The following is a 25,607-nucleotide window of genomic DNA, read 5'->3' on the forward strand; positions in this document are numbered from 1 at the left end:
TCCATTCCCTCCCCCCAACGCCCTTTATTACGGCGTAGCCTGTCGTGCGGCTTGGCTGACCTGCTCTTCATCAGGCAGCACCTCAGACCAACCGCCGCCCAGCGCATTGTAAAGGCGGGCCATATCTGTCGCAAAGGCACTGTCGCTCGCTGCCAAATCCAGCTGGGACTCCTGCAATTTTTCCTGCGCTTCCAGAACAGACAGATAAGTTGCCAACCCGGCCCGGTACTGGCTGGTTGCCAATGTCAGAGCCCGCTTCTCATCATCCACAGTCTTTGCCAGCCCCTCATGATGAATCTGCTCGTCATGATAGGCCTGCAAAGCGTTATCCACTTCATTCCATGCCTGAAGAACCGTCTGCCGGTATTCCACAGCCGCCGCACGCTGCTCGGCCTTCTTCAGCCGCAACTGCCCGTAAAGCCGCCCGCCTTGGAAAATAGGCAGAGAGATACTAGGGCCGACATTCCACGCACGGGCATTCCAGAAGCCAAGGTCACGGAAAGACAGGGTTTGAAAACCGAAATCTGCCGTCACTGTCACCTTAGGATAAAAATCCGCCGTGGCCTCACCGACTTCCGCCACAGTTTCCCTCAAATGCTCTTCTGCCTCCCTAATATCCGGGCGGCGATGGGCCAGCTCGGAAGGTAAGCCAGCGGGCACAAAAGGAGGCACAACCGGCACATCTGCTGTCCGGCCAAGTTCCTCATTCAGGCTCTGCGGCGGCATACCCAGAAGCAGAGCAATGGCATTCTGTTCCCGTGCTACCGTTTCATCAAGATTAGCCTGCTGCGCCTCGATGCCATGCAGGCGTGCCTTCATGCTGTCTACATCCAGCTCCGTCACCAACCCGCTCTTATAACGGCTCTGCGCTAATGATAGCAGATTCTGCACTGTAGCATGACTATCTGCCAGAATACGCTGACGCTTCTGGTCACCACGCAACTGGAGATAATCACGGGCCATATCAGCCTGACGAGCAATGAGGATGCTACGCCGCTCTTCCTCACTCATTTTCATCAGATATTTTGCTGCACGATACTGATAGGCCACACGCCCCCAAAGATCGATCTCATAAGTCGCATCAATCTTATCCTGCCATTGATTCAACAGCGGAACCTGCGCCTCCTGGGACCCCTGAAGGAAATTGGCCTCCTGTGCGGGCAGATCAGGAAAGCCCTTACCCACACGCTTAAAGATTTCCTGAAGCTGCTTGGAACTATGCTGCGACCTTACATAAGTTCCATAGGCTGACAGATTGGGAAAACGCTCCGCTCCCGCAATGATCATCTGAGCACGGCTCTGCGCCAGATTTTGCGTAGCCAGCAGGAAGGACAGGTTCTGTGTGGCGACACGATCTTCCAGAGAGGTCAGTTCAGCGTCATGGAATGTCTTCCACCACGCATCGGCCATAGGTAGCTCTGTCACGACAGAGGCGGGCGAAGCCTTTTCGTTTGTCTTGTCCTCTGGTGCCGCATTGGCACCATGCGGGCCATGGCCGCTCCCCTTCACAGCCTCTTTGGAATCCTGATTACTGCCATTATGCAGGTCATAATGTGGTGGAGCCCAATCCTTAGGGGGGTGATACTTCGGGCCGACCATGAGGCACCCACCCAACCCCAGCAAAGCCACCCCACACAGAAGCTGCCGGCTAAAACGGCGTGAAGACAGGGCCACCGCCCCCTTACGGACGGAGTGGAACAAATGAGCGTCTTTCACAGTGCAGCTCCTGAAGAATAATCAACATAAAACGGGCTAGAAACGATTTGCCCATATGGACCATACCGCTCGGGCGGCCTATCATGCTCCCCCATACGCAGGAGCAACCCTTCCACAGGACGATGACCCAGACCGAACAACCGGCCCAGCACCCTTCCCGTAACGGCAAAGGGACATCCAGCAAATGTGAGCAGATCCTCCAAAGTGCGGGACAGCTTTTCCTCCAACAGGGCTATGAACGGACATCCATGTCGCAGATCGCCCAGTTGGCGGGTGTCTCTAAGGGGTCGCTCTATAACCATTTCGAGAACAAGGCCGACCTGTTCACGGCTTTTTTTGAAGAACGCAGCCGCACACGCCTTAACACGCTGAAGTCCGTCTCTCAGGCACCGCAACCAGACCTGCGCACGGCCCTCAAGCAGGCAGCTGCAACTATCATCTCTCTGATGATCGACCCGGAAGCCATAGGCCTCTACCGCATCGTTGTGGCGGAGGCCAACGAATTCCCCAATCTGGCGGACACGCTCTGGCATTATGGCGTCTCCCGGACACTGACCGGTCTCTCCGAATGGTTTGCGGATAAACATGCCGCAGGCCAGCTCATCATCACAGATATCGACCTCGCTGCTGAACAGTTTCTTACGATGTGCCAAACCCGCATCATTCACCGGAGCCGCCTTTCCCTGCCTGTGGACACCAGTCAGGCCAGCATAGACGGCGTAGCCAGCATGGTAGCGGACAGCTTCCTCCGCATGTACGCTCCCTGAAAGAACCACCAGGCGGTCAGTCTTAACACTCAATGGCCGCCTCCTCCCCCATGACCGCCGCCCTTCATCGGGGACATGAGAAAACAGAATGGCACGACACAGAGGGCCATGATCCCCAAAACATTGAAGAGCTGGTTATAGGCCAGCATGGCTACCTGCCGCAGGAACTCCTGATACATATGGGCAATGGCAAAGGCATGGGCACGCAACGGGGCCAGGCCATGCGCTTCCGCCAGCTGCTGGACACGAAAAAGATAATCCCGAAACTCCGGCCGTGAGGCAATGGCATGAGCAGACACGTCCGTCTGCTGCACCTGCCGCATTTCCGTCAGGGCTGCCGTGGACAGTGAAATAGCCTGAGACCCAAAATAGTTCCGCACCATGCTGAACAGGGCGGATGCATCACCATTCAGCTCTCTCGGCAGGGTCGCATAGGCGATCGTGGAAATAGGCACGAACAGAAAAGCCAGAGGGGCCGTCTGTCTCATACGACAGAGCACCAGATACCAGAAATCCACACCAGAATAGAGCGTTGCCGCAAAAAAGCAGGACATCGCCATGAAGAAGAAACCCAACCCGATGAGATAGCGAACCTGCACATATTTCATCAGCATTCCCACAAAGGGAATCAGGACCATCACGGCCATACCTCCCGGCGCAAGAAGCTGCCCGGCAACCGTGGCCGTGTAGCCCTGCACCTGCTGGGCAAACTGCGGAACAATCACGGCAGAAGCGTAAAGCAGCACCCCCACAGCACCGATCATAAAGGTACCAATGGCAAAGTTGCGGTCTTTCAGCACACTCAATCGCAGAAGAGGATTTTTAGCCTTGAGCAGCCAGATAACAGCCCCCAACGTGCAGAGGCCACCTATAACCGCCATGGTCACAATGAAAGGTGAACCGAACCAATCATCATCCTCGCCACGATCAGCCATGATTTCAAGACAGCCAAGACCCAATGAAATCAAGCTGACACCAATGACATCGACCCGTTCTCGCACGACTTTCACCCACGGCGGGTCTTCCACAAGGGCGATCACAGCCATGACGGTCAGAATACCGAACGGTACATTGACGTAGAAAATCCACCGCCATGAATAGGTATCTGTCAGCCATCCACCCACCAGCGGCCCCAAAACCGGCCCCACCACGATGGCCAGAGCTGTCAGCCCAAAGGCAGCTCCACGCTTCTCTGGGGGGAAAATATCAAGAATGATCGCCTGCTGTACTGGTTGCAGTCCACCACCAAAAAACCCCTGCATTAGGCGAAAAACCACCAACATCGGCAGAGACGTGGACAGCCCACAGAGGAAGGAGGACAACGTAAACATCGCCACGCAGATGAGGAAATACCGCTTCCGCCCAAACCTCTTGGATAGCCAGCTAGAGATTGTCAGCACGATCCCATTGGCCACAAGGTACGATGTCAGCGCCCATGTAGCATCATCATAGGAACTACCGAGCGCCCCAGCGATATGCGGCAGAGCCACATTAACAATGGTGGTATCCAGCACCTCCATGAAGGCAGCCAGCGTCACCACGACGGCCACAAGCCATGGATTATGACGTGGCCGCCAATGCTGGTGGCTTTCTACTGATGAATCAGCCATATCCGGCCTCACTCACCCACATGGACGGTTGGCTCGACAGACATACCCAGTGAGAGGGGCAGCTTGTCATCAAGCCCGCTGTCGATCAGGATTTTGACAGGAATACGCTGCACGGTTTTCACAAAGTTCCCTGTGGCATTTTCCGGCGGGAAGGCACTAAAGGACTCACCAGACCCTCTCTGTATGGTATCCACATGGCCTTTCAGATGGAGCTGAGGATAAGCATCTACCTCAATCTCGGCCTTCTGGCCGGGGCGCATGTCAGAGAGCTGTGTTTCCTTATAATTAGCAACAATCCAGACATCCTTCGCCACGATAGAGAACATCTCCTGCCCTACCTGCACGAAATTACCCTGCTCCACCGTACGCTGTGAGACCCAGCCATCCCGCGGGGCCCGAATATCCATCCAATCCACATTCTGGCGGGCGAGTTCCAACTCTGCCTGTGCTGATTTCAACGTGGCTTGAGCCTGTGTGTAATGAGCATAGGCATTGCCAATATTCGCCTTTACCGGCTCAGCCTGTGTTAACTGGCCCTGCGCCTGCATGACAGAAGCCGTGGCTTCATCCAAGGCAGCACGGGCATAGTCAATATTCTGCTGGGTCGTAGCAGCACGCTCTACACGATGCTGCCGGACATAATCCGTCTGAGCCCGGAAAAGACGAGCCTTCGCCTCTTGAAGGGCTCCCTGAGCGGCCATTAACTGGCCGGGATAATTCTTCTGCGCCACAGCATAGGACAGATCGTAGGAGACCATATCTGCCTCAGCCTGCGCTACGGCAGCTTCGGCCCGATGCAATTGCGCCAGATAATCCCGGCCATCAATTTGCACCAAAAGATCACCCTTATGGACGAACTGGTTATCGTCTACCAGCAAACGAGACACATACCCGCTGACATGTGCTGCGATGGAAATCTTACGGCCTGTCACATAGGCGTCATCCGTTTCAACCTTGTTCCGGTTGAAAAAGAAATACAACCCGATACCCAGCACAACCATGACCAGAATAAGGATCAGAATAAGTTTCCTGGCGCCACGATCCTTGAAGGGCTTTTCTGTCTGGTCCGAGGCTGCCTGCTGCTCCTTGCCACCCTGTGCGGCTGAATGAGTATCAGACTGTGTATCGGACTGTGCCATGGTCACCTCTAGAATATGAAATTATCCGTCCTACACCCTGTCAGCGTGGCTATGACCTGCATGGCTGTGACTGGACCAACGATGATCTGAAAAGAAAAAATGACCGACCGGTCATTCTTTATACAAAAAGGAACTATCCCATTCATATGGAACAATCAAGCACTTGTTCCAGAATGGCCATTTTTATGAAGAATTCATAACCGTTACGGCTCCTACCACATAGCAGAAGCCCGCAACGACAAAACTGGAAGGAAGCCTCCCTCAGCCTTCTATAGAGGCTCTACGCCGACTCGCTGCCTGAAACGTGTTATACAGCAAACAGGCAATGGTCATCGGCCCGACACCTCCCGGCACCGGTGTGATATGCCCAGCGATCTTGCTGGCCTCTTCAAACACCACATCCCCGACCAGACGGCTCTTACCTTCCGGGGTCTGCACACGGGTGATGCCAACATCAATGACAGTCGCACCGGGCTTAATCCAGCTGCCCTTCACCAGCTCCGCCTTGCCAGTAGCCACAACGATGATATCAGCCTCCCGGGCCAATGCCTCGATATTACGGGTATAAATATGCGCTATGGTTACAGTGCAATTAGCCTTAAGCAGAAGCTGCGCCATCGGCTTGCCCACCAGATTAGAGGCCCCGATAACAATAGCCTTCATCCCTGTCATATCCGCATGGACGGACTGTAACAGCTTGAGACACCCCAACGGCGTACAGGGAACGATGCCATTCTCCATCCCCAAGGCCAAACGACCGGTGTTGACCTCACCCAGCCCGTCCACGTCCTTATCCGGATGGATAGCGTTAGTCACAGTAGCAGCATCAATCTGCGGCGGTAGCGGCAACTGAACAAGAATGCCATCTACCTTAGGGTTAGCGTTCAGCTCGCTAATCAGGGCCAGAAGCTCTTCCTGCGAGGTGCTTTCTGGCATCATATGCATGAAGGACTTCATCCCCGCCCGATGGGTCTGAATCGCCTTGTTTTTAACATACACTTCCGAGGCAGGATCATTACCGACAAGCACTACAGCCAGACCGGGCAGCTCGTGCCCCTTCTCGACCAGCTGCTCCACCTGACCACGGATTTCATCTGTCATTCTGGCCGCCATGGCCTTACCATCAATCAGTTCTGCCTTACCGCCTGCATGTACGGTGGATGATGCTGTCATGAACGTACTCTCCGCCAAAACCGGTGTTTCCCGCCTCTCTATGCCCATTGGACAAGACATGACAAGACCTGATCTTTACGCTAGAGACTAGGAACCAGAAATGGGCAGCCCCTCCAGCAAGGATGAAGGAACTCACCTCGTGCGTGATAATCTACGCAAGAATTTTGCCAGCGATAATGTAACCCCTGCCTGCCCGGCTGTCATGCAGGCCATCGCTGATGCCAATACAGGCAATGTTCCTTCCTATGGTCATGATGACCTCTCCCTAACGCTGAACCAGCGTTTCGGTGAGGTGTTCGAGGCAGAGGTGGCTGTCTTCCCCGTTGCGACAGGTACAGCAACCAACTCCCTCGCCCTCTCTGCCATGGTTCCCCCCTACGGGAGCGTGCTGTGCGACCAGAGTGCCCACATTAATAATGAAGAAGGTGGCGCCCCTGAATTCTTTACTCAAGGGGCAAAACTCATTGGCATCCCTTCGCCAGAAGGGCGGATGGACCCGGCAGGTCTAGCACCAACACTTCAGCAAAACCGCTCTAAGGGAGTTCTAGCTCCTCCATTCACTGCACTCTCCATCACGCAGGCCACTGAATGGGGCACGACCTATCCCTGCACCACCATTGCTGCCCTGTCTGAAGTTGCCCATGAGTATGGCTTGACCGTCCATATGGACGGCTCCCGTCTGGGTAATGCCATTGCTCATCTGAATTGCAGCCCCGCCGATACCACATGGAAAGCCGGCATAGATGTGCTGAGCTTCGGCGGTACAAAAGCCGGTGCTATGGCAGCAGAGGCCATTGTCTTCTTCCTCAATGACCGGACACGCCCCATGGTGGATAGCATGGCACGCCGTATCAAGCGGGGTGGGCATCTATGGTCCAAACAGCGTTTTATGGCAGCGCAGCTTCTTGCCCTGCTGAAAGATGATCTCTGGCTGGAAAACTGCCGTCACGCTAATGCGATGTGCCAGCGTCTGCGCCATGGTCTGTACAAACACCCTGCCGTTAATCTACCGTTCGCCACAGAAAGCAACGAGATTTTCGCTGTCCTACCGGAAGCACAGGTGGAACAACTCCACGCCGAAGGCTACCAGTTTTACACCTATCCCACCCCACAAGGTGTACCGGGCAAGCTGGTCCGCTTCGTCACCAGCTTCTACACCCGGCCCGAAGATGCTGATGCCCTGCTGGCGAGCCTCATTAGCTGACAGGCTGCCTCTTCATAAAACAACAGTAAACTGGAGCCCAAACACGGCAGCATCATGATAGGCTGTCGTGGCGCTGGGCCGCTGGATATACTGAAAATCCGGCTGAAGTGCCATCGCTCGGGCAACATGGGCACTATAAAACAGCTCATAAACATTTTCATGAGACTGCACACCATCCACAGCCCCCCACCGGTTAGGCAGGAAAGGACGGCCTAACAGCACTGATGCCTCTTGCTGATGCGTGGCTGATGAGCTGATCCCCAGGTGTTGCCACATCACCCCTACCGTATCGAGTGGCCGGTTCCAGAGACGCCCGGTCTCCAGCAGGCCCAACCATTCATGTTCATGAACGGATACAGTTTTGCCATCAGTATACATGGCACCACCCAACAGGATGAGCCCGTTACTTTCCCCCGGCCCATGCCGCAATAGCATCTGGTCCGCCATGAACCACGCACTATTCATACCCGCCCGATAACGTTGCGGGCGGCCTGTCAGGAGAAATGGCTGCCCGTAGGCATCACGGTACAGATCGGGATAGCGGGAGTTATCATAAGAATAACCGAGCTTGTAGTGGCCTGTCAGATGATGTCGGCCAAACTCTGGCAGCCAGCCTAGTTCTACCGGCGTAGAAAACTTGCCCAATCCATCCTGCGCCCATGACCAACCAGAAATACCGCCATTGTAGCCATGCGGGCTAACAGCAAACAGCCCACCCATGACATAAAACCCCCTAATGGGCATGACATGCACAACCATACCCAAATTACCGGAGGGCCAGTCCCTATTACCATTGGTATACTTGTTCGGCCCCGGGTTGCCGCAAATAGCAACGTTCATGAAGTCACAGAACAAAGGCGATGCCGCAAAAAATGACCCAACCGGCATCCACCCCACATTCAGATTTACCCGCTCCTTCCAAAAGGACCGTTCGCCATACATCGCCACAAGATGCGCCACCACATTGCCACGGGCCCCGTAAATCTCCTGCGAGGCTGCCAGCGTATCCCCGAATTCAGTCGATACGCTCCGCCCGTGCCCGTTGACGATGATGGTATGTGTCTTGAAATTTCGAAGCCCGGCAAGTTTCTGCCAATCAATGTCCAGCTCCAACCCAACCTGGCCCGCATTGCTATTGGCCCGTTTCTTACCACCTGTCAGGTTCCCGGCCAGTTCTTCATTAAGCGACACAAGCAGGCTGATGCCATGGTCGACCAGCCACGGCTGGATGCCGCCCCAGTCCCCAAAGAAATGCTGATCCTTTACGGAAGGAGGATTGTACCGTTTCCGTGTAAGGACCTCATCGGAGATAGCATCACTATGCACGGCATTAATGACATCTGGCAGAACGGTCGCTGTTTTCTTCCTATCATTCTGCCGTGCCACAATAGCCGCAGCAACGGCTGCCGCCTTGCGTTTTTCCTCTAACCGTTGGGCTTCACGCTGTTTGTAACGCTGCCAATCCGTGACAAACTGACGCCCATAAACCAGCTTATGACGGCGACCACTCCAACCCGGCTGGTGTCGCCGATGGTACACAACATGCAGCGGCACCTTTATGTCTGGTTTTGCACCCTGTGCGGCAGAAACCTCCGCCCCCTTCGCCTGCCCGCCTGACAGGCCAACAAGAAGGCAGACCAACACACCACACATAGTTGGAACGGACCAGAATATGTACGACCACTGGCCGAAGGACAGGCTGTCATTCTTCCCCAAAGCCGTCATCTCCCGGACTGACGGCAGCACCTGCTGCCATACCTCTCAATGTGATGGATAGTCCCTCACTACCGGGAATGGAGCGGACCGTAAACGGACCACACAGAAAATCCTGCTCCTCTGTTACAGAAAAGCAGGATTCTCATAGCCGATTAAACCTAAAACAAAGCGAGACGCTTACTGGCCGTCTTCGCCATCATCGTCACCATCGCTCGCTCCATCCGGGGAGACAGCCACAAAAAGCTGCTGGCCATCTCGCAGAATACGCAGCAACGGCGGCTGATGCTGCTTGAGCACCTTTTGCACCAGCATGACCACAGCGTGAGGATTGGCCGTCATCTGGTTGCCAACGGCAACAATAATATCCCCTGGTCGAATGCCGGCATGTTCTGCCGGGCTGCCCTGTGCCACATCGGCCACAATGCAACCCTGCACGCTGTCATCCAGCCCCATCTCCTGCCGTATCCGTGGTGTCAGCACACCCAGAGCCAGCCCAAGCTTGCCAGAAGGTGCATCAGCCGTGCTGCCATCTGTGCTGTTTCCTTCCTGCCCACTACGAGCCTGATTACCGACTGTAATGGCCAGTGGCATGGTCTTTCCATCCCGCAGCACCGTAAAGGTGCCTTTAGAACCCGGCGCCATGGACACAACCTTAACAGCAAGATCGTGAGCACTGCGGACATCATGACCATCCACGGACAGCACCACGTCCCCACTCTTCAGACCGGCCTTATCCGCCGGACCACCCTTGATGAGATTAGCAATCAACGCACCATGGGCCGGTGAACCGGGATGATTACTACTCACAAGGCCAAGAGCACGGGCCATAGTCGGGGTGATGTCCTGCGTCTCCACCCCAATGAAACCACGCACCACATGGCCAGTCGCCCGCAACTGGTCCACCACCGACCGCACCGTGGCAGAAGGAATGGCAAAGCCAATCCCGATGGAACCACCGCCATTAGGCGACATAATCATGGAATTAACGCCAATCACCTTGCCATCCAGCGTGATCAGCGGGCCACCAGAATTACCGTGGTTGATCGGCGCATCCACCTGTATGAAGTCGTTATAAGCACCGGAATGGAGGTCACGCCCCAGAGCGGAAATGATGCCCGCTGTTACCGTCCCGCCAAGGCCATAAGGGTTACCAACTGCTACGACCCACTGCCCCGGCTGGACATCATCAGAATTGCCCAGCTCGACATAAGGCAGGTGATCAGCCTTCACACGCAGCAGTGCAATATCCGTCTTGGCGTCGTGCCCGATGACCTTCGCAGGTATAGTCGTACCGTCATCCAGCTTCACGCTGACTTTGGTTGCCCCATTGATGACGTGGTTATTGGTAACAATGTACCCATCAGCCGAAATGATGAACCCCGACCCTCTGGCCTCCACCGTACGGTTGGAGGGCATCCCCGGCATCATCTGAAATGGGAATGGGAAAGGAAAGGAAAAGCCCTGCGGGCCACCATTACCATCAGACGGCCCATCCCCTCCGTCATCGGCTCCCTCACGGATATGCGCCGTGATGGATACCACCGCCGGTTTGACCTGTTTTACAATCTGCACGAAATCGGGAACTTGCCCACCCGACATCTGCGGGCGGATAGGAGCATTCTGAGCCACAGCGGGCACGGTGGCACCGGCCATACCCAACACAGGTACCATAGCCAGACATGCCAGAGAGAGACGGGAAGGCGGCTTCATCGCAAACATTTCCTGACACTAGATGTTAAACTCTTCTCAACCGGAGCTGCCCTACTAGATAGGGACAGGACTGCCCGCTCTGCAAGCATCCGCAGGCCAGTGTCACCTAAAAGAAATGTAAGGCATACCCGCATCATCCACTGCCCCCCGACAGCCATTTCCTCGCAGACTCTTGCTGACAAAGCGGCAGAATTTTAAAATAGGCACCATGCAAACTACATCCCCCACCAGCAGACAGGACGATTTCTGGCCGGATTTTCTCCGAGGTGTGAAAACATCCCTGCCATTGCTCATAGCCTTCGTCCCGTTCGGCCTATTACTGGGCAGTCAGGCGGTGCAGAAAGGCTTTTCCATTGTGGAAGTCCCACTGCTAACAGGTCTCAACTTTGCAGGTGGGTCAGAATTCGCCGCTGTTGGCTTGTGGTCCATTCCTCCGGCTATCCTGCTGTTGGCAGGGGTGACCTTCCTCATCAACAGCCGCCATATCCTCATGGGTGCCGCTCTGGCGCCACACCTGCGGCATCTACGCCGCTGGCAAATCTTTCTTCTACTCTTCTGCATGTGTGATGAAGTCTGGGCGCTGACCCTGACAGACCTGCACACCAAACCGGGCCGCCGCTTTAGCATAGGGTTCTATGCCGGTATTACAGTCTGCTTATATCTCTGCTGGGTTATCTTCACCTTCATAGGGGGATATTCAGGCAATATACTGGGGGACCTCACACGTTATGGTGTGGATATGGCCTTTCCAGCCGTGTTCATCATGCTGCTCAAAGGAATGTGGAAAGGTGCCCGCAATGCTCTGCCATGGTGTATCAGCCTTGGGGTGGCCGTGCTGGTCTATCACCTCTTGCCCGGTGCCTGGTACGTCCCGGCAGGAACACTGGCCGGAATCCTCACATCCTTGCTGGTAGTGAGGAGCATATGACACTCCATATCCCAGCCCTGCTGGCCATTCTTACCATGGCGCTGGTGACGTATCTAACACGCATCAGCGGCTATCTGCTTCTCGCTGGACGCAACCTGTCCCCCCGTATGAAGGCCATCATGGACATCGTGCCCGGATGTGTGCTGGTGGCCGTTATCGCTCCAAATTTTGCAACGGGTCATCCGGCCGATCTGCTGGGTTTAGCAGCGACCCTTCTAGCTGCCACACGTTTCTCTCTCCTACCCACCATGTTGTGTGGGGTCATCACAACCGGGATTCTCCGGGCTGTGCTGGGCTAGTCACGCCCGCGCCGTAGCCTACGAAAAAAATACCGCAACTGCGCCGCAGCCTCACGCTCCCGCACACCGCTAATGATCTCCTCAGGCCGGTGCAAACAGTTAGAACGTGCGAAAAGACGGGGCCCGTGATCCACTGCTCCCCCTTTAGGGTCATAAGCCCCATAAATCACACGCTGGAGGCGGAAATGCGTAACGGCTGCCGCACACATCGGGCAGGGCTCCAACGTTACAACCAGCGTACAATCTTCCAGCCGAACCGTCCCACGCCGATGCGCCGCCTGCCGCATAGCCAGTAGCTCAGCATGGGCACTGGCATCGTGATGCTCTTCTACATGATTGCGGGCCATAGACAGAACACGCCCCTGCCCATCCAGCACGACCGCCCCGACAGGCACTTCCCCCACACGGGCCGCCTCATCCGCCAGTAACAAAGCCTGTTGCATGGCCTGCTGCGTTGTCATGACGGTGGGAAAAGACATGCACCTGCACCCCTAAAACTGGAAATGGACCACAAATCCTTCCTCGACTGCTTTATAGAGCCGTAAATGGATTGCCAAGGAAAGGCAGGACGCTGTATGTCCGCAGATTATGAAAGATGTTGCATCCTCCTCTCCCGATACACAGCGTGGTGAACGTATTGCCAAGGCTCTAGCCCGCCGTGGGGTTGCCAGTCGCCGTGATATCGAACGGATGATCGCAGAAGGCCGCATCACCCTCGGGGGCAGCCCGGTCACCCACCCGGCCACCTTCATACAGCCGGGTGATATTGTCTGCGTAGATGGCAAGCCCGTAGACCCACCTCAGCGCACTCGCCTCTGGCGCTATCACAAACCAGCTGGCCTGGTCACAACCCATCACGACCCGGAAGAACGCCGCACAGTTTTCGACTCCCTGCCCGCCGCCATGCCTCGGGTCGTCAGTGTTGGTAGGTTGGATTTAAACTCCGAAGGGCTGCTGCTGCTGACTAATGATGGCAGTCTAGCCCGTGAACTGGAACTACCCTCCCGCCAGTGGATCCGCCGCTATCGTGTCCGTGTCTTTGGCCTTGTGGATGAAAAACGGCTGAAAGCCCTTGCAAAGGGCTGCGTTCTGGACGGCGTCCAATATGGCCCCATCGAGGCGACGCTGGATTCCTCCAAAGGTGACAACTCATGGCTGACGGTCAGCTTACGGGAAGGCAAGAACCGAGAAATCCGTAAGGTCATGATGGGTATGAACCTGCATGTCAGCCGTCTCATCCGCCTATCCTACGGGCCCTTCAGCCTCGGCACTCTCAAGCCTCATGAGCTGGAAGAAGTATCTTACAAAACCCTGATGGAGCAAATTCCGGGCCTGAAATCCGGCAAAACAAACAAGGCACAGTCGTAACACTATGAGGATCATTGCCGGTACAGCCCGTAACCGCCGCCTACAGGTTCCTGCCGGGATGACCACCCGCCCAACAGCGCAGCGTGCCCGCCAAACCCTGTTCGACATGCTCATGCATGCACCGTGGTTTGGCCGGGATCAGCTGGAAAATGCCGTGGTGCTGGATGCCTTCGCCGGTACGGGTGCTCTAGGGCTGGAAGCTCTCTCCCGTGGGGCAGGATTTGCCACTTTTATGGAGGGAAGCCGCCCTGGCATTGCTGCTCTTCAGACCAATCTACGCAGCTGTGGTATGGCAGACCGTGCCCGCCTACGCCATTGTGACGTGACGCACCCCCCCAAAGCGCCGCAGCCCCATACGCTCATTTTCCTTGATCCCCCCTACCATAAAGGTTTGGTGCAAAAGGGGCTGCGTGCCCTATGGCGGACCGGCTGGGTGGCTGATGGCGCCCTAATTGTTGCAGAAACGGAAACCACGCCTCTGCAAAATGACGCCAAAGAACCAGAAGAACCTTTCCAACCTTTCCATGCCCACCTCCTGCCCAGTCTCTCGGCAGAACCGCCAGAACTACTGGCACAGCGCAGTTTCGGTGCTGCCACACTTCATATTTGGCGGCATGATGTCAGCATCAAAGGGCACCGTCCCACTCTCTGATATACGGCAGGCGGGTGGTTCTGCTTTCCAGAATCAAACCGAACAGGCTATATTGCGGGTCGATCCCGCCTTCCTGACCAGCCAGAGGACCTGCCCCTGTGCTTTCCCGCTTTCGCCTTCCTGCCAAGCTGCGCTCTATCCTGCCTGCCACACGGCGTAGCCCTTCTGGTACTGTCGACCCGTTCCTCGGGCACGACATGGCAGAGGATGATGTGGATATTCCCACATGGCATGATTCCCCTATCTCCCGCATTCTCTCTGCTAGAATGATGGAAATACTGGCGATCATCCTCCTCATTATGGCACTGGCGATTGCCGCCTCTCTCTTCAGTTTCAACCCGCATGACCCGTCCTTCAACACCGCAACGGGAACCGAGCCAACCAACCTGCTCGGACGCTTCGGGGCCACCATTGCCGATGGACTGATGCAGTTACTCGGTCTAGCAGGGATCATACCCGTTCTTGTTCTACTGGCTTGGACATGGCAGCTCCTGCGCCATCATCACTTGAGCCTGCCTCTCCTGCGCCTCGTAGCGGCGGCATTGTTCTGCCCCGCAGCGGCCATGACGATTGGCCTCCTACAGCTAACAGTGCCCGGGCTGAGTGTGGCCTGGCCCACCAGTAGCGGGCTAGGGGGGGAAAGCGGTGTTTTCTTTGCCCAGAAACTTCTGAATCTCGTCTCGGGCGAAACAGGCAGCATGGGGGGTATTGTCTCCATTGCGCTCAGCCTCATTTTTCTGGCTGTGCTGTGCCCTATGTCCATGGGGCTACAGGGGCAGGAGTGGCGTTCCGTAGGTCGTGGCCTCAGTGCCCTGATCCGCCTACCTCTGCGGGCCCTGCTCCGCTCCCGTGGGGCACCACCTGAAATGGAACGTCAGGTCGCCTATCCTTCCAGTGCTGGCGGGCCGATCCGCCATGGACGCCCCGCCATGGGAAGTGGACCGCTTCCATCCGGTTTCATCATGCGCAACCTCAGCCGTCAGGCTGATCAACCCGCATCACCAGCTACCGGAAACACGCCTTGGTCCCCCATGCAGCAGGGAGCTGCCCCTTGGCAAAAACCCTCCTCCGCCCAACCTCAGCCGCCCACCCGACCTGATCCAGCTCCCCTTCAGGAAGAGGCATCCCATGTCACCCCTCCCGAAGAAGAGGCCGACAACCCCTATGCCCGTATGCTGGCCCATATCCGCCATGACCCTGGACGGACCAGTACAGCCCAACGTCGCCATGCTGAAGAGAATTATGAAGAACTCTCCAGCGTTCCTCTGTCCGTACAACCTCAGGAAGTTTCAGGCCCAGCACAACAGCCCGGCTTCCTGAAACGTTTCATGGCGGCTACCAGCTCCAGCTCAGCCCCCATGCCGGATGCCTCCGGCACTATAAGCGAAGCAGTACCCGGTAGCGTTCCTCCGGTTACCCCAGCCGCTGCGGCCACTCCAGTCACAACAGAACATTCCACTGGCATGGGCGGGATTGCGCCCCCCCATGAGGCCACCACACATACAGGCGGGGTTCCCATGCCGCCACGGCCTGTCCCACCACCCGGTATCGCCCAAGGGCCACTGCCCGGCATGGCAGCTCCATCCACATGGCTGCCACCCTCCATCAGCCTGCTCAACCCCCTGCCAGACCAAAGCGAAACTGGCCCTTCCGAAGAAGCTCTTCAGGCCAATGCCCAGATGCTGGAAAAGGTGTTGGATGATTACGGCGTACAAGGCACCATCACCGATTATCGGGCCGGGCCTGTCGTCACCCTTTATGAGCTGGAACCCGCCCCCGGTGTGCGTTCCTCCCGCGTGATCGGCCTAGCCGACGATATTGCCCGTACTCTCGCTGTGCTGAGCGTCCGCATCGCCACAGTACCGGGCCGTAATGTCATCGGTATTGAAGTCCCCAACAAAACTCGTGAAACCGTCTATTTCCCCGAACTTCTTCTCTCTCCAGCATGGAAGGAAAACCGTAGTAAGCTGCCTCTGGCACTGGGTAAGGATATTGCCGGGGAACCCATCATGGCAGACCTTGCCCGGATGCCGCATCTGCTCGTAGCGGGAACAACCGGTTCGGGTAAATCGGTTGGGATCAATGCCATGATCCTATCCCTGCTCTACCGGCTCAGCCCAGAAGATTGCCGGCTCATCATGATTGATCCGAAGATTCTGGAACTTTCTATCTATGATGGCATTCCACACCTGATGACCCCAGTGGTGACCGAGCCACCTAAGGCCGTCAGTGCCCTGAAATGGGCCGTGCAGGAGATGGACCGCCGCTACCGCCTGATGGCCGATCATGGTGTGCGTAATATCAGCAGCTATAATGACCGGATACGCCACCTCAAGACATCTGGTGAAACCCCGACCCGCCGCATCCAGACCGGCTATGACCCAGAAACAGGACGCCCCGTTTTTGACGAGCACCGCCTGCCGCTGGAACATCTACCCTATATCGTCATCGTCATTGACGAAATGGCCGACCTGATGATGGTTGCCGGTAAGGAAATTGAGGCTTCTGTGCTCCGCCTGGCCCAGAAGGCCCGTGCCGCTGGTGTGCATGTCATCATGGCCACGCAGCGTCCTTCCGTTGATGTCATTACCGGAACCATCAAGGCGAACTTCCCGACCCGCATCTCCTTTCAGGTCACCAACAAATATGACAGCCGTACCATTCTGGGTGAACAAGGTGCAGAGCAACTCCTTGGCCGAGGTGATATGCTCTTCATGCAGGGTGGTGCCCGCATCACTCGTGTGCATGGCCCCTTCATCAGTGATGAAGAAGTCGAAGCCGTGGTGAATGACCTACGTTCCAAGGGGGCCCCTGTTTATAATACCGAAGTTCTCGCTGATGAGCCGGAAGAAGACACATCCTCCAGCAGCAAGGGCAGTGGCAAAGGTGCAGATGAGGATCAGGACAGCGCCCTTTACGAACAAGCGACAGAGCTTGTCATCCGGGCTCAGAGGGCTTCAACCAGCTTTGTGCAGCGTCATCTTCGCATAGGCTATAACCGAGCTGCCAACATCATCGACCAGATGGAGCGGGAAGGCATCATCAGTGCCGCTAACCATGTAGGGAAACGTGACGTTCTTGCGACAAAAGCCTCCCTGGGGCTGGACCGGAACGATCATGATGATGACGAGGACTAACCTATGGCAGCTCCTCCCCTCTTCCTCCCAGGGAAGGAACTTCCCATCCTATGGGAAGACCGGCATTTTGTCGTCATCAACAAACCTGCCGGACTCGCTGCCCATCCCGGCCCCAGAACGCAAGATAGTGTCGAAGCCCGCCTCGTGCCTCAGAAACGAGGTGGGCCTTGGTTGGTCCATCGGCTAGATGCCGACACGGCTGGCTGTTTGCTCATAGCCCGCCGCAAATCTGCCCTTGTGGCCGCACAACACGCCTTTGCCGAGCATAAAACCGTCAAACGATACTGGGCTCTGGTTGATGGTCGCCCCACCGAGGAGAAAGGGACACTCACAACCCTGCTACGGCGTGTTTCCTCCGCCCAGCAGGGATGGAAAATGGTCTCCGAAGCAATACCGCAAACGGCTTCGACCAAAAAGGCAGCATCCCCGCAGGAAACACAGAACAAGCCAGCCCAAACCTCATGGCGTATTCTGGCAAGCAATGGAGCATCCAGCCTATTGGAACTAACCCTCCATACAGGGCGAACCCATCAGGCCCGTGTCCATTGCGCCATGCTAGGAACACCCATCTACGGCGACCAGCTCTATGGCAATCCCCGCAGAGTAGGCAAACTCCGCCTGCTAGCCCGCTCTTTGGAAGTGCCGGTCAAACTGGCTCCAATGGGGGGCGGTAAAGCGGCGGAGCGCAATTTAGAACCATATTGCATACAAGCCATAGCGGGAGATGTGGAACTGGAACAGTTCCTCCAATCTCACGCTATCACGACGAGCTCGTAACGCCCCTTATGCGGGACGGAACAATTCTGCCTCCAGCAGGTCAGGATTATCTTTATACCGCTCGGGGTCTGTCTGTTCTGTGATGGCGAAATAGGCCCCTCTTTTTATGAAGTCCATATAATTGCGCCCTGCCATCAGATAATACTGAACGCACAAGATCAGATTTTGGTTCTTCCTAAGAATAGAAAGCGCCTTCTCTTTCTCCTGGAAGGGAATATTTGTTTCTGGAACAAACGCATGGAATGTTTCTGGTTTCAGGAGCATATAATCATAGCCCTTCTCACCATTATTCTTGAACTCATCTGAGGCGAGAAAACTGACTGTTTCACCATAGGTAAGACCTGCCCCAATGAGTAGCTCCATGACATCGTTCCGGAAGGATGAATCCTCTTCCATAAACATGGCCTGAAGAGCATTAGACATAATATGCACCATGAATGGCGCATACATCGTTATATCGACGTTATATTTTGAGCAGATGTAGTACCAGCTATCTTTCCGAGGATAAAAATCGGAAAATGTAATGCCGAAGCCTATCATTATGTTCTTAATGAACCCATTAGCCTCTGGCAGACGTTCACTGATGCTTTCTCCACTCCGTTCCGCAGCAATCAGCTCCGTCAGAATGGTATTTTGCATCCCTATCAGGTCAAATCCGTTGGAATAATAAGGGTCCCATATACCGTAAGCGTCCCCTATCACAGCCCAGCGGCTCTGATCCACCCAGTGCTCACACTCACTTGCGAACCGCCTCAATACTTTAAAGTCAAGAATCGGGAAGTTCTTTTCTTCAAGATAACTGATCAGGACATTAACATTCTTCCGCAACCAGGAAGTTGTCTTTTCCCACGTCGCAAAATCTTGGAAATCATACATGTCTTCATCAAAGACAATACCGACGCTCGTCTTATCCTCCGAAAGACGCAGAATCCATATCCAGTACCCTACCCCTTCCAGATGAATGGAACTCCACGAGCGTCTATCTGATGTAAACGGATTGTCCTCAGTCCGTGGCAGGAACTCGTCTACGTTAACGCCACCGCCCACCCGGAACCAGACTGAGGAATGATTAATGTCCAGCCTGTGCGTAATCCCAAATTTACGAGCCAGCAGTTTTTTCATACCGGCGGCATCAACAAGCCATGCCGCCCGCAATGATACAGGGCTATTATCGGCACGGTTCAGAACATGGATCTTCTTTTCATCCCCATCTTCTTCAAAGTCGATGTATTTATGGTTGAGATAAAAATCCACTTCATCTTTTACGAGGCCGTATAGGTCATTCTCCAATTTCCCACGCTCAAAATGAAACGAAGTCGTTGGGAAGGGGCTGTTTATTCCCATCTCCTGATAGGAGGTGTCGTTAATCTTGAAAAAACGCATCCCCATTTTGCGGGGATAACGCTCTTTCATAAACTCTTTAAGGCCGAGCATCTGATCGACATAGATAGCGGCTAATTCGTTAAACGATTCACCCACCTTGTTTGAGATGTCATCACCGGGAAATGAAGAATCATGCACAATGGCAATGTGGAGATCTTTTTTCTTTTTCTTTAACTGATAGGCTAGTGTCAGTCCGGCAAAACCAGCACCAATAATGACGACATCATATGTCATAATGCACCCTATACATGGCTCACGATGTGGCTATCAGCTTCTACAAGCTGGCAAAAAGATATAGCGAGCCATTTCAGTAGAATGGAGATTACCCGACACCACTCGGGAAAAGGCATCTTCCCATACCGAAATCACCCTTGCGGCCACTATCACAGCAAAAAGCCACGACAGGCAAGCGGTTTTAGAAACAAAAACTAAACCTTTGCCTCACCTCTCATTAATAAAAGAAAGGTGGCTACACAGGGTCCATCAGCATCCGTGTGACGGCCTTTTTGAACGGGGCAAGACGATTAGCCAGCATCAACCCAGCCCGACGAGCGAGCGGAAACGGGCCATCATCACGAGTATAAGCCACAGCAATCGCATTGGTCGCTGTAAAGAGCGGGAAGGTTGCCCGGCGATGCCGCCGCTCGAACCGCTGGAGGGACACCGCATCCCCCGGGTCACCCGGCCCTGCGCTCAGCTCCTGCACCAGTGTCTCCTGCCCACGGATGCCGAAATTAAAGCCGTGCGCCGTTATCGGGTGCATCCCCACTGCTGCATCACCGATCAGGGCCACACGGGGTGCGTGGAAACGATGAGCATAAACGGCTTTAAGAGGATAAGTGATACGATCGCTCATGACACGAAGCAGGCCAAGCCGCTCATCCGTGCGACGGGTGATCTCGGCATTGAAGTCATCATCCTCTGCCACACGCAGGCGCGCAATATCATCTGGCGGGAGGGTAAGCACTAAGGAGGAAATATCCCCTATCCCTCCATCAGAAGCTACCGGCAGAAGGGCAATGGTCTGGCGTTCATCAAACCATTGCAGAGCGGTGTTATCATGCGGGGTGAGGTGCCTCATCCGGCAGACGAGAATACTCATGCCAAAATCATGCACGATGGACCCAATTCCGGCCATCTCCCGTATCCGAGAAAAACGGCCATCCGCCCCGACAAGCAGCCGAGCCCGCATTGTCCGTCCGTCCGAGAGCTGCACCTGCACATCATTCCGGCTGGCCTGATACCCCGTTACGCCCGTCTGGCAGAACAGGGTAATGCCCTCCGTCCGGCTCACAACCCGGTAAAGAGCCCGCCGGATGAGATGATTGGCAACTAGATACCCCAGGGGCTCACCTTCTGGCGCATCATCGGAAGGTCCTTCTCCTGCGCCGCCCGGCGCATGAAAGATCAGAGGCGGGCCGCCAAGACGGCCACTCTCCACTCGGGCTACATCCAGAGGGCACACGGCTTCAGCCGGGATTTCATCCCATACGCCATGCTGTTTCAACCAATGTACCGTGTGATGGGTCAAGGCGATTTCCCGCCCATCAAAAGCGGGAGCCTCCAGCACGCTGCGGGGAGCTTTCTCCACCACACTCACCGGCCAGCCCTCCCGGGCAAAAGACAGAGCCGCCGCCAAGCCAGCAGGGCCACCCCCGGCAATCACAATATCACTGCATACAAAATCCGCCTGCTGCGGCCCTGCCTGATGAACGTCACCGTGCTGTGGCTGTTTCATGATGCGGCCCTGCCTTCCTCAACTCATACGCTCATCGCTTTAACGCAACCGGCACACCCCGGCAACCAACCACCCCGGATGGAAGACTACCGCTCCTTCCGCCTGTCATCAGCCCCAAAGGCAATAGGGCTCTGGCCATCCCAAAACGCCATGTAATCCCCAATATCCGGCCGGGTGTGGCAGCGGTCAGACTTCTCCGGCGTACCCACAAGCAAGAACCCCGCAAGCCGATGCGGTGCCTCCAACCCCAGTTGGCTGAGCAACGACCGGTCCTCACAAAAAGCACCGCTGATCCAAACGCCGCCGAACCCCTCCATATGCAGGGCATTAAGAACATTCATAGTACCCGCCGCCACGGCCATTTCCTGCTCCATGACAGGCACCTTATGGTCCGGCCGGAGATGCATACCCAGCGCAATGATCATTGGCGTCTCTGAGAAACGCTTACGCCGTTTCTCTCGTTTTTTCTCCGGAGCCTCCGGCTCCTGTCGTGCCACAGCCGCTACGACGTGCTCGGCAAAAGCCGGGCGAGCCTCCCCCGTGATCACCACATACCGCCACGGGCAGAGATGCCCATGATCGGGCGCACGCAAGCCAGCAGAAAGGATACGGGCCAGCACATCCCCGTGCGGAGCTGGAGCAACAAGATCCCCCGTTGAGGACCGGTCCAGCAGCATATTAAGCGGTGAAACGGATGAAACCTGCGCCATGTTGACGCCCCTCCTGAAAATCTTGTCATGGTCAATTAACTAGACAGTCTCACCCACACGGTCACAATAAGCAAGTTTGGAAAGCAGCGCATATTAGTATAGCAGAAAGACATGACCACTCAGACATCACGCACCGCTACACTGAATCGCCAAACAGGCGAAACCGACATCACCCTTTCCCTCGCCATTGATGGGCACGGAAAAAGCAACATTCAGACAGGCATTGGTTTCTTCGACCACATGCTGGATGCTCTGGCCCGACATGGTGGGCTGGACTTGGATATCCAGGTCAAAGGCGACCTGCATATCGATGACCATCATACTATCGAGGATGTGGGAATCACACTGGGCGAAGCCCTCCACCGGGCCATTGGCGACAAACGGGGAATCGAACGTTTCGGTTCCGCTCTGGTCCCGCTGGATGAAGCCCTCTGCGAAGCAGTCGTAGATATTTCAGGCCGTCCTTTCCTTGCATGGAATATTTCTTTCCCCCGTGAGATGATCGGCAACATGGCTACGGAGATGGTAGAAGAATTCTTCCGCGCTCTCTGCATGTCCGCCCGCATCACCGTGCATATGAACTGTCGCGCCGGGACCAACGCCCATCATATTGCTGAAAGTGCCTTCAAATCTTTCGCTCGTGCTCTGCGTATGGCTCTTTCCCGCGACCCACGTAGTGCAGGACGGATTCCTTCCACCAAAGGGGTGCTGTAAGCACCCTCACGATTTTTTCTTGATTTGTCTTCCCCTCCTGCCTGAAACAGGATCGGGCAGCTTGCGGTATGGAGAGAGTTTATGCGTGTTGTCGTAATCGACTACAATGGCGGCAACCTGGCCTCTGCCGCACAAGCAACCCAACGGGCGGCAACCCTGAAGGGGCTAGATGCCGATGTCATCATCTCCCGTAATGAGGCTGACATCCTCTCGGCTGACCGGCTAATTCTTCCCGGGCAGGGAGCTTTTGCCGACTGCGCCAAAGGGCTGGATGAAGGCGACCTCCGCCCTCTTCTAGAAAAAGCCACAACGGAGGGCACGCCCTTTCTTGGCATCTGCGTGGGCATGCAACTCATGGCACAATACGGGCTGGAACATGGCCGCACGGAAGGGCTAGGCTGGATTGGCGGCCATATTGCCCCTATGGATGAAAGTTCCCGACAAGGCCTTCGGCTACCCCATATGGGCTGGAACACGCTGTCCTTCACCCCCGGGGCCCACCCGCTGACAGAGGGGCTGGAGCCGGGCAACCACGGTTATTTTGTCCATTCCTACGCTCTGGTTGATGCCCCTACGGATGAAACCATCGCTACGGCGGATTATGGCATGACGGTTCCCGCCATCGTGGCGAAGGGCAACCGATGCGGCACACAGTTTCACGTGGAAAAAAGCCAGGATGTGGGGCTAATCATCCTTGGCAACTTCCTGACATGGCAGCCCTGACGGATACAGACCCGGCCATGATCCATCGCCCTAGAAGCTACCGTGCTGAACGGCTGGGCCAGACCATCAGTGCGGACGATCTGGAAAGCCTGCTGGAAAGTACCGTAGCGGCCATTCTGGCAGAAGGCGTATTCGACTGGCACACACCGCCTGAAAGCAACGTCCTACGGCGTTTCTTGCAAGGTCTGTTACTCGTGCCGGAACGTGATGTCTTCATCGTCCGAGCACCAGATGACAGCATCTGCGGGGCAGCCGTTCTCGCCCATGCCACCACCCGGTCCGAGACATACAGCACCAGTGCCACCATAACGGCCTTCTTCATCGTTCCTTACGAGCGAGGAAAAGGGCTGGGCAATCTGCTCATGGAGGCTATTATCAGCCGGGCACAGGCTATTGGCGCCAAGGTGCTGGACTGCCGTGTGCGTGAAACATTACCTGACGCAGCAGCTCTTCTTACCTCACTTGGCTTCACCCACTGGGGTACTCACCCCTATTTTGCACGAATCGGAGACCGGACAGTGCGCGGATTATTCTTCTCAAAACTCCTTGTCCCTGAAGAAAAAGCCATGCAGTGGCAGCCTGCCGATACTCCTCTCTCCACCCCTCATCATACCTCCGAGCGAAATACCCTCGCCCAGAAGCCGCTGACCCTTTATCCAGCCATCGATCTCAAGGGCGGGGCTTGCGTACGGCTACGACAGGGGGAAATGAGTGAAGCCACTCATTATTCCGACAATCCGCCTGCTCAAGCCAAACTGTTTGAGGAAGCAGGATGTCGTCACCTCCACATCGTTGATTTGGACGGAGCCTTTGCAGGCCAGTCCGCCAATGTGAAGGCTGTAGAAGGCATCATCGCCAACACCTCCCTCCCCATCCAGCTTGGGGGTGGCCTGCGGGACATGAAGACTATCGAACGCTGGTTGGAAGCTGGCGTAAGCCGCGTCATTCTCGGCTCGGCCGCTGTAAAAGACCCCGGCCTTGTCCGGCAGGCTGCCCATGCATGGCCAGGCCGTGTGATCGCTGGAATTGACGCCCGGCAGGGCCGGGTCGCCACTGAAGGCTGGGCTGAAGTCTCCGAACTAACCGCAACCGATCTCGCCCGCCGGATGGAAGATGCCGGTGTAGCAGGCATCATCTTTACCGAGATCACCCGTGACGGGATGCTGGAAGGGCTGGATATTGACCAAACAGTCACACTAGCCCGCCATGTGTCCATTCCCGTCATTGCGAGCGGTGGTGTGGGCACGCTGGAGCATCTCCGTGCCCTGCGTCAGGCAGCAGATAGCACCCCCGGCATCACCGGCGTGATCGTGGGCCGTGCCCTGTATGATGGCCGCATCAACCTGCCTGAAGCCCTGAATATTCTGGAGGGGTCATGCTAAAACTGCGTGTCATCCCCTGCCTTGATGTATGTAACGGACGAGTTGTCAAAGGGGTCAATTTTGTTTCCCTGCGAGATGCAGGCGACCCAGTGGAGCAAGCCCGCCTCTATGACACTGCTGGAGCGGACGAGCTGACTTTTCTGGACATCACGGCAAGCTCGGATAACCGAGAAACTATCTTTGATGTTATAGAAAGAACCGCTGCCGAGGTCCGCCTACCTCTCACCGTGGGTGGTGGGGTGCGAAGCTGCGCAGACATCCGCAAACTCCTGCTGAGCGGTGCCGATAAATGCGCCATCAACTCCGCTGCCATCCGCACGCCAGAACTCATCAATGAGGCGGCAGAACGGTTCGGCAGCCAATGCATTGTAGTGGCTATAGATGCCCGCTCCAATGGTCGTGGCGGATGGGAAGTTTACGCCAAAGGTGGGCGGGAACCGACGGGACTGGACGCTGTTGCATGGGCTGAGCAAATGGCCGCCCGAGGTGCTGGGGAAATCCTGCTCACCAGCATGGACCGTGACGGCACCCGCTCTGGTTTCGACCTTGATCTGCTAAAAACCGTCTGTAACCGTGTCTCCGTGCCTGTCATTGCGTCTGGCGGGGTGGGAGAGCTGTCGCACTTCGTAGAAGGCACACAGGCGGGGGCCAGTGGGCTTCTGGCAGCCAGTGTGTTCCATTTTGGCCAGTTCAAAATTGGCGAGGTCAAACAGGCCCTGCATGAGGCTCAACTACCCGTCAGGCTGGGCCTCTAAAAAACA

Annotated in this window: 22 protein-coding genes; 12 read left to right on the plus strand and 10 right to left on the minus strand. The window is 55.8% G+C overall.

All coding sequences use genetic code 11. From position 1 onward, the window contains the following. Positions 1-27: 27 nt before the first annotated feature. Positions 28-1,716 (minus strand): efflux transporter outer membrane subunit, encoded by a 1,689-nt coding sequence (locus tag CPA57_RS04360; RefSeq protein WP_326831343.1) that lies wholly within the window; start codon positions 1,714-1,716, stop codon positions 28-30. An 83-nt stretch (positions 1,717-1,799) separates the two neighbouring features. Between CPA57_RS04360 and CPA57_RS04365 the strand changes: the two genes are divergently transcribed. Next, positions 1,800-2,483 carry a TetR/AcrR family transcriptional regulator C-terminal domain-containing protein gene (locus tag CPA57_RS04365; RefSeq protein WP_182081586.1) on the plus strand — a complete coding sequence of 228 codons (684 nt, stop codon included), beginning with the start codon at positions 1,800-1,802 and terminating at the stop codon, positions 2,481-2,483. A gap of 29 nt (positions 2,484-2,512) precedes the next feature. Here the strand turns inward: CPA57_RS04365 and CPA57_RS04370 are convergent, their stop codons facing one another. The 3 genes from CPA57_RS04370 to folD all read right to left on the minus strand — a co-directional run bounded on the left by CPA57_RS04370 (position 2,513) and on the right by folD (position 6,405). Beyond that, entirely contained in the window at positions 2,513-4,093 is a 1,581-nt protein-coding gene (locus CPA57_RS04370) for a DHA2 family efflux MFS transporter permease subunit (RefSeq protein ID WP_182081587.1), read from the minus strand. A gap of 8 nt (positions 4,094-4,101) precedes the next feature. Then, positions 4,102-5,232: an HlyD family secretion protein gene (locus tag CPA57_RS04375; protein WP_182081588.1), complete on the minus strand. Its 1,131-nt coding sequence runs from the start codon at positions 5,230-5,232 to the stop codon at positions 4,102-4,104. Between the two features lie 261 nt (positions 5,233-5,493). Further along, on the minus strand, positions 5,494-6,405 hold the full coding sequence (gene folD / locus CPA57_RS04380; protein ID WP_182081589.1) for a bifunctional methylenetetrahydrofolate dehydrogenase/methenyltetrahydrofolate cyclohydrolase FolD: 912 nt from the start codon (positions 6,403-6,405) through the stop codon (positions 5,494-5,496). A 100-nt stretch (positions 6,406-6,505) separates the two neighbouring features. On the opposite strand from folD, the gene CPA57_RS04385 reads away from it, so the two are divergent. Continuing rightward, on the plus strand, positions 6,506-7,609 hold the full coding sequence (locus CPA57_RS04385) for a threonine aldolase family protein (protein ID WP_182081590.1): 1,104 nt from the start codon (positions 6,506-6,508) through the stop codon (positions 7,607-7,609). Between the two features lie 12 nt (positions 7,610-7,621). Here CPA57_RS04385 and CPA57_RS04390 read toward each other — a convergent pair whose 3' ends face one another. Continuing rightward, on the minus strand, positions 7,622-9,355 hold the full coding sequence (locus tag CPA57_RS04390; RefSeq protein ID WP_326831344.1) for a carbohydrate porin: 1,734 nt from the start codon (positions 9,353-9,355) through the stop codon (positions 7,622-7,624). A 147-nt stretch (positions 9,356-9,502) separates the two neighbouring features. Then, complete coding sequence (locus CPA57_RS04395) at positions 9,503-10,996, minus strand: Do family serine endopeptidase (RefSeq protein ID WP_229709272.1); 1,494 nt, start codon at positions 10,994-10,996, stop codon at positions 9,503-9,505. 247 nt (positions 10,997-11,243) lie between these two features. Here CPA57_RS04395 and CPA57_RS04400 point away from each other — a divergent pair, with 247 nt between their 5' ends. Then, entirely contained in the window at positions 11,244-11,963 is a 720-nt protein-coding gene (locus CPA57_RS04400; protein WP_182081592.1) for an AzlC family ABC transporter permease, read from the plus strand. Beyond that, positions 11,960-12,262, plus strand: a complete 303-nt coding sequence (locus CPA57_RS04405) for an AzlD family protein (RefSeq protein ID WP_182081593.1) — start codon at positions 11,960-11,962, stop codon at positions 12,260-12,262. The genes CPA57_RS04400 and CPA57_RS04405 overlap by 4 nt, the downstream gene beginning before the upstream one ends. Here CPA57_RS04405 and CPA57_RS04410 read toward each other — a convergent pair. After that, entirely contained in the window at positions 12,259-12,741 is a 483-nt protein-coding gene (locus CPA57_RS04410; RefSeq protein WP_229709221.1) for a nucleoside deaminase, read from the minus strand. The genes CPA57_RS04405 and CPA57_RS04410 overlap by 4 nt on opposite strands. 109 nt (positions 12,742-12,850) lie before the next feature. Between CPA57_RS04410 and CPA57_RS04415 the strand changes: the two genes are divergently transcribed. The 4 genes from CPA57_RS04415 (at position 12,851) to CPA57_RS04430 (ending at position 18,196) form a co-directional block, all read left to right on the plus strand. Further along, on the plus strand, positions 12,851-13,630 hold the full coding sequence (locus CPA57_RS04415; RefSeq protein WP_182081594.1) for a pseudouridine synthase: 780 nt from the start codon (positions 12,851-12,853) through the stop codon (positions 13,628-13,630). Between the two features lie 4 nt (positions 13,631-13,634). Further along, on the plus strand, positions 13,635-14,282 hold the full coding sequence (locus CPA57_RS04420; protein WP_182081595.1) for an RsmD family RNA methyltransferase: 648 nt from the start codon (positions 13,635-13,637) through the stop codon (positions 14,280-14,282). Positions 14,283-14,380: 98 nt separating this feature from the next. Beyond that, positions 14,381-17,419 carry a DNA translocase FtsK gene (locus tag CPA57_RS04425; RefSeq protein WP_326831345.1) on the plus strand — a complete coding sequence of 1,013 codons (3,039 nt, stop codon included), beginning with the start codon at positions 14,381-14,383 and terminating at the stop codon, positions 17,417-17,419. Between the two features lie 3 nt (positions 17,420-17,422). After that, a complete protein-coding gene (locus CPA57_RS04430) occupies positions 17,423-18,196 on the plus strand; it encodes an RluA family pseudouridine synthase (protein ID WP_182081596.1) in 774 nt (257 codons plus the stop codon). A gap of 6 nt (positions 18,197-18,202) precedes the next feature. On the opposite strand, the gene CPA57_RS04435 is transcribed toward CPA57_RS04430, so the two are convergent. The 3 genes from CPA57_RS04435 to CPA57_RS04445 all read right to left on the minus strand — a co-directional run bounded on the left by CPA57_RS04435 (position 18,203) and on the right by CPA57_RS04445 (position 22,027). Next, positions 18,203-19,813 carry an NAD(P)/FAD-dependent oxidoreductase gene (locus tag CPA57_RS04435; protein ID WP_182081597.1) on the minus strand — a complete coding sequence of 537 codons (1,611 nt, stop codon included), beginning with the start codon at positions 19,811-19,813 and terminating at the stop codon, positions 18,203-18,205. 235 nt (positions 19,814-20,048) lie between these two features. Next, positions 20,049-21,317: a 5-demethoxyubiquinol-8 5-hydroxylase UbiM gene (gene ubiM, locus CPA57_RS04440; RefSeq protein ID WP_182081598.1), complete on the minus strand. Its 1,269-nt coding sequence runs from the start codon at positions 21,315-21,317 to the stop codon at positions 20,049-20,051. A gap of 86 nt (positions 21,318-21,403) precedes the next feature. Continuing rightward, positions 21,404-22,027 carry a nitroreductase family protein gene (locus CPA57_RS04445; RefSeq protein ID WP_182081599.1) on the minus strand — a complete coding sequence of 208 codons (624 nt, stop codon included), beginning with the start codon at positions 22,025-22,027 and terminating at the stop codon, positions 21,404-21,406. A 111-nt stretch (positions 22,028-22,138) separates the two neighbouring features. On the opposite strand from CPA57_RS04445, the gene hisB reads away from it, so the two are divergent. The 4 genes from hisB (at position 22,139) to hisF (ending at position 25,601) form a co-directional block, all read left to right on the plus strand. After that, a complete protein-coding gene (gene hisB / locus CPA57_RS04450; RefSeq protein WP_182081600.1) occupies positions 22,139-22,741 on the plus strand; it encodes an imidazoleglycerol-phosphate dehydratase HisB in 603 nt (200 codons plus the stop codon). Positions 22,742-22,822: 81 nt separating this feature from the next. Next, the gene (gene hisH, locus CPA57_RS04455; RefSeq protein WP_182081601.1) at positions 22,823-23,464 is read left to right on the plus strand and encodes an imidazole glycerol phosphate synthase subunit HisH; all 642 of its coding nucleotides are present in this window, start codon (positions 22,823-22,825) and stop codon (positions 23,462-23,464) included. Continuing rightward, on the plus strand, positions 23,452-24,846 hold the full coding sequence (hisA, locus tag CPA57_RS04460) for a 1-(5-phosphoribosyl)-5-[(5-phosphoribosylamino)methylideneamino]imidazole-4-carboxamide isomerase (RefSeq protein WP_229709222.1): 1,395 nt from the start codon (positions 23,452-23,454) through the stop codon (positions 24,844-24,846). Before hisH ends, hisA begins: the two co-directional genes overlap by 13 nt. After that, positions 24,840-25,601 carry an imidazole glycerol phosphate synthase subunit HisF gene (gene hisF / locus CPA57_RS04465; protein ID WP_182081602.1) on the plus strand — a complete coding sequence of 254 codons (762 nt, stop codon included), beginning with the start codon at positions 24,840-24,842 and terminating at the stop codon, positions 25,599-25,601. The genes hisA and hisF overlap by 7 nt, the downstream gene beginning before the upstream one ends. Positions 25,602-25,607: the final 6 nt, after the last annotated feature.

The sequence above is a fragment of the Bombella favorum genome, assembly GCF_014048475.1.
Classification (GTDB): Bacteria; Pseudomonadota; Alphaproteobacteria; order Acetobacterales; family Acetobacteraceae; genus Bombella; species Bombella favorum.

Coding starts and splice junctions, on each gene's coding strand:
- CPA57_RS04365 (WP_182081586.1), top strand. CDS start 1,800: ATGCTCCCCCATACGCAGGAGCAACCCTTCCACAGGACGATGACCCAG.
- CPA57_RS04370 (WP_182081587.1), bottom strand. CDS start 4,093: ATGGCTGATTCATCAGTAGAAAGCCACCAGCATTGGCGGCCACGTCAT.
- CPA57_RS04375 (WP_182081588.1), bottom strand. CDS start 5,232: ATGGCACAGTCCGATACACAGTCTGATACTCATTCAGCCGCACAGGGT.
- folD (WP_182081589.1), bottom strand. CDS start 6,405: ATGACAGCATCATCCACCGTACATGCAGGCGGTAAGGCAGAACTGATT.
- CPA57_RS04385 (WP_182081590.1), top strand. CDS start 6,506: ATGGGCAGCCCCTCCAGCAAGGATGAAGGAACTCACCTCGTGCGTGAT.
- CPA57_RS04395 (WP_229709272.1), bottom strand. CDS start 10,996: ATGGTACCTGTGTTGGGTATGGCCGGTGCCACCGTGCCCGCTGTGGCT.
- CPA57_RS04400 (WP_182081592.1), top strand. CDS start 11,244: ATGCAAACTACATCCCCCACCAGCAGACAGGACGATTTCTGGCCGGAT.
- CPA57_RS04405 (WP_182081593.1), top strand. CDS start 11,960: ATGACACTCCATATCCCAGCCCTGCTGGCCATTCTTACCATGGCGCTG.
- CPA57_RS04410 (WP_229709221.1), bottom strand. CDS start 12,741: ATGTCTTTTCCCACCGTCATGACAACGCAGCAGGCCATGCAACAGGCT.
- CPA57_RS04415 (WP_182081594.1), top strand. CDS start 12,851: ATGAAAGATGTTGCATCCTCCTCTCCCGATACACAGCGTGGTGAACGT.
- CPA57_RS04420 (WP_182081595.1), top strand. CDS start 13,635: ATGAGGATCATTGCCGGTACAGCCCGTAACCGCCGCCTACAGGTTCCT.
- CPA57_RS04430 (WP_182081596.1), top strand. CDS start 17,423: ATGGCAGCTCCTCCCCTCTTCCTCCCAGGGAAGGAACTTCCCATCCTA.
- CPA57_RS04435 (WP_182081597.1), bottom strand. CDS start 19,813: ATGACATATGATGTCGTCATTATTGGTGCTGGTTTTGCCGGACTGACA.
- ubiM (WP_182081598.1), bottom strand. CDS start 21,317: ATGAAACAGCCACAGCACGGTGACGTTCATCAGGCAGGGCCGCAGCAG.
- CPA57_RS04445 (WP_182081599.1), bottom strand. CDS start 22,027: ATGGCGCAGGTTTCATCCGTTTCACCGCTTAATATGCTGCTGGACCGG.
- hisB (WP_182081600.1), top strand. CDS start 22,139: ATGACCACTCAGACATCACGCACCGCTACACTGAATCGCCAAACAGGC.
- hisH (WP_182081601.1), top strand. CDS start 22,823: ATGCGTGTTGTCGTAATCGACTACAATGGCGGCAACCTGGCCTCTGCC.
- hisA (WP_229709222.1), top strand. CDS start 23,452: ATGGCAGCCCTGACGGATACAGACCCGGCCATGATCCATCGCCCTAGA.
- hisF (WP_182081602.1), top strand. CDS start 24,840: ATGCTAAAACTGCGTGTCATCCCCTGCCTTGATGTATGTAACGGACGA.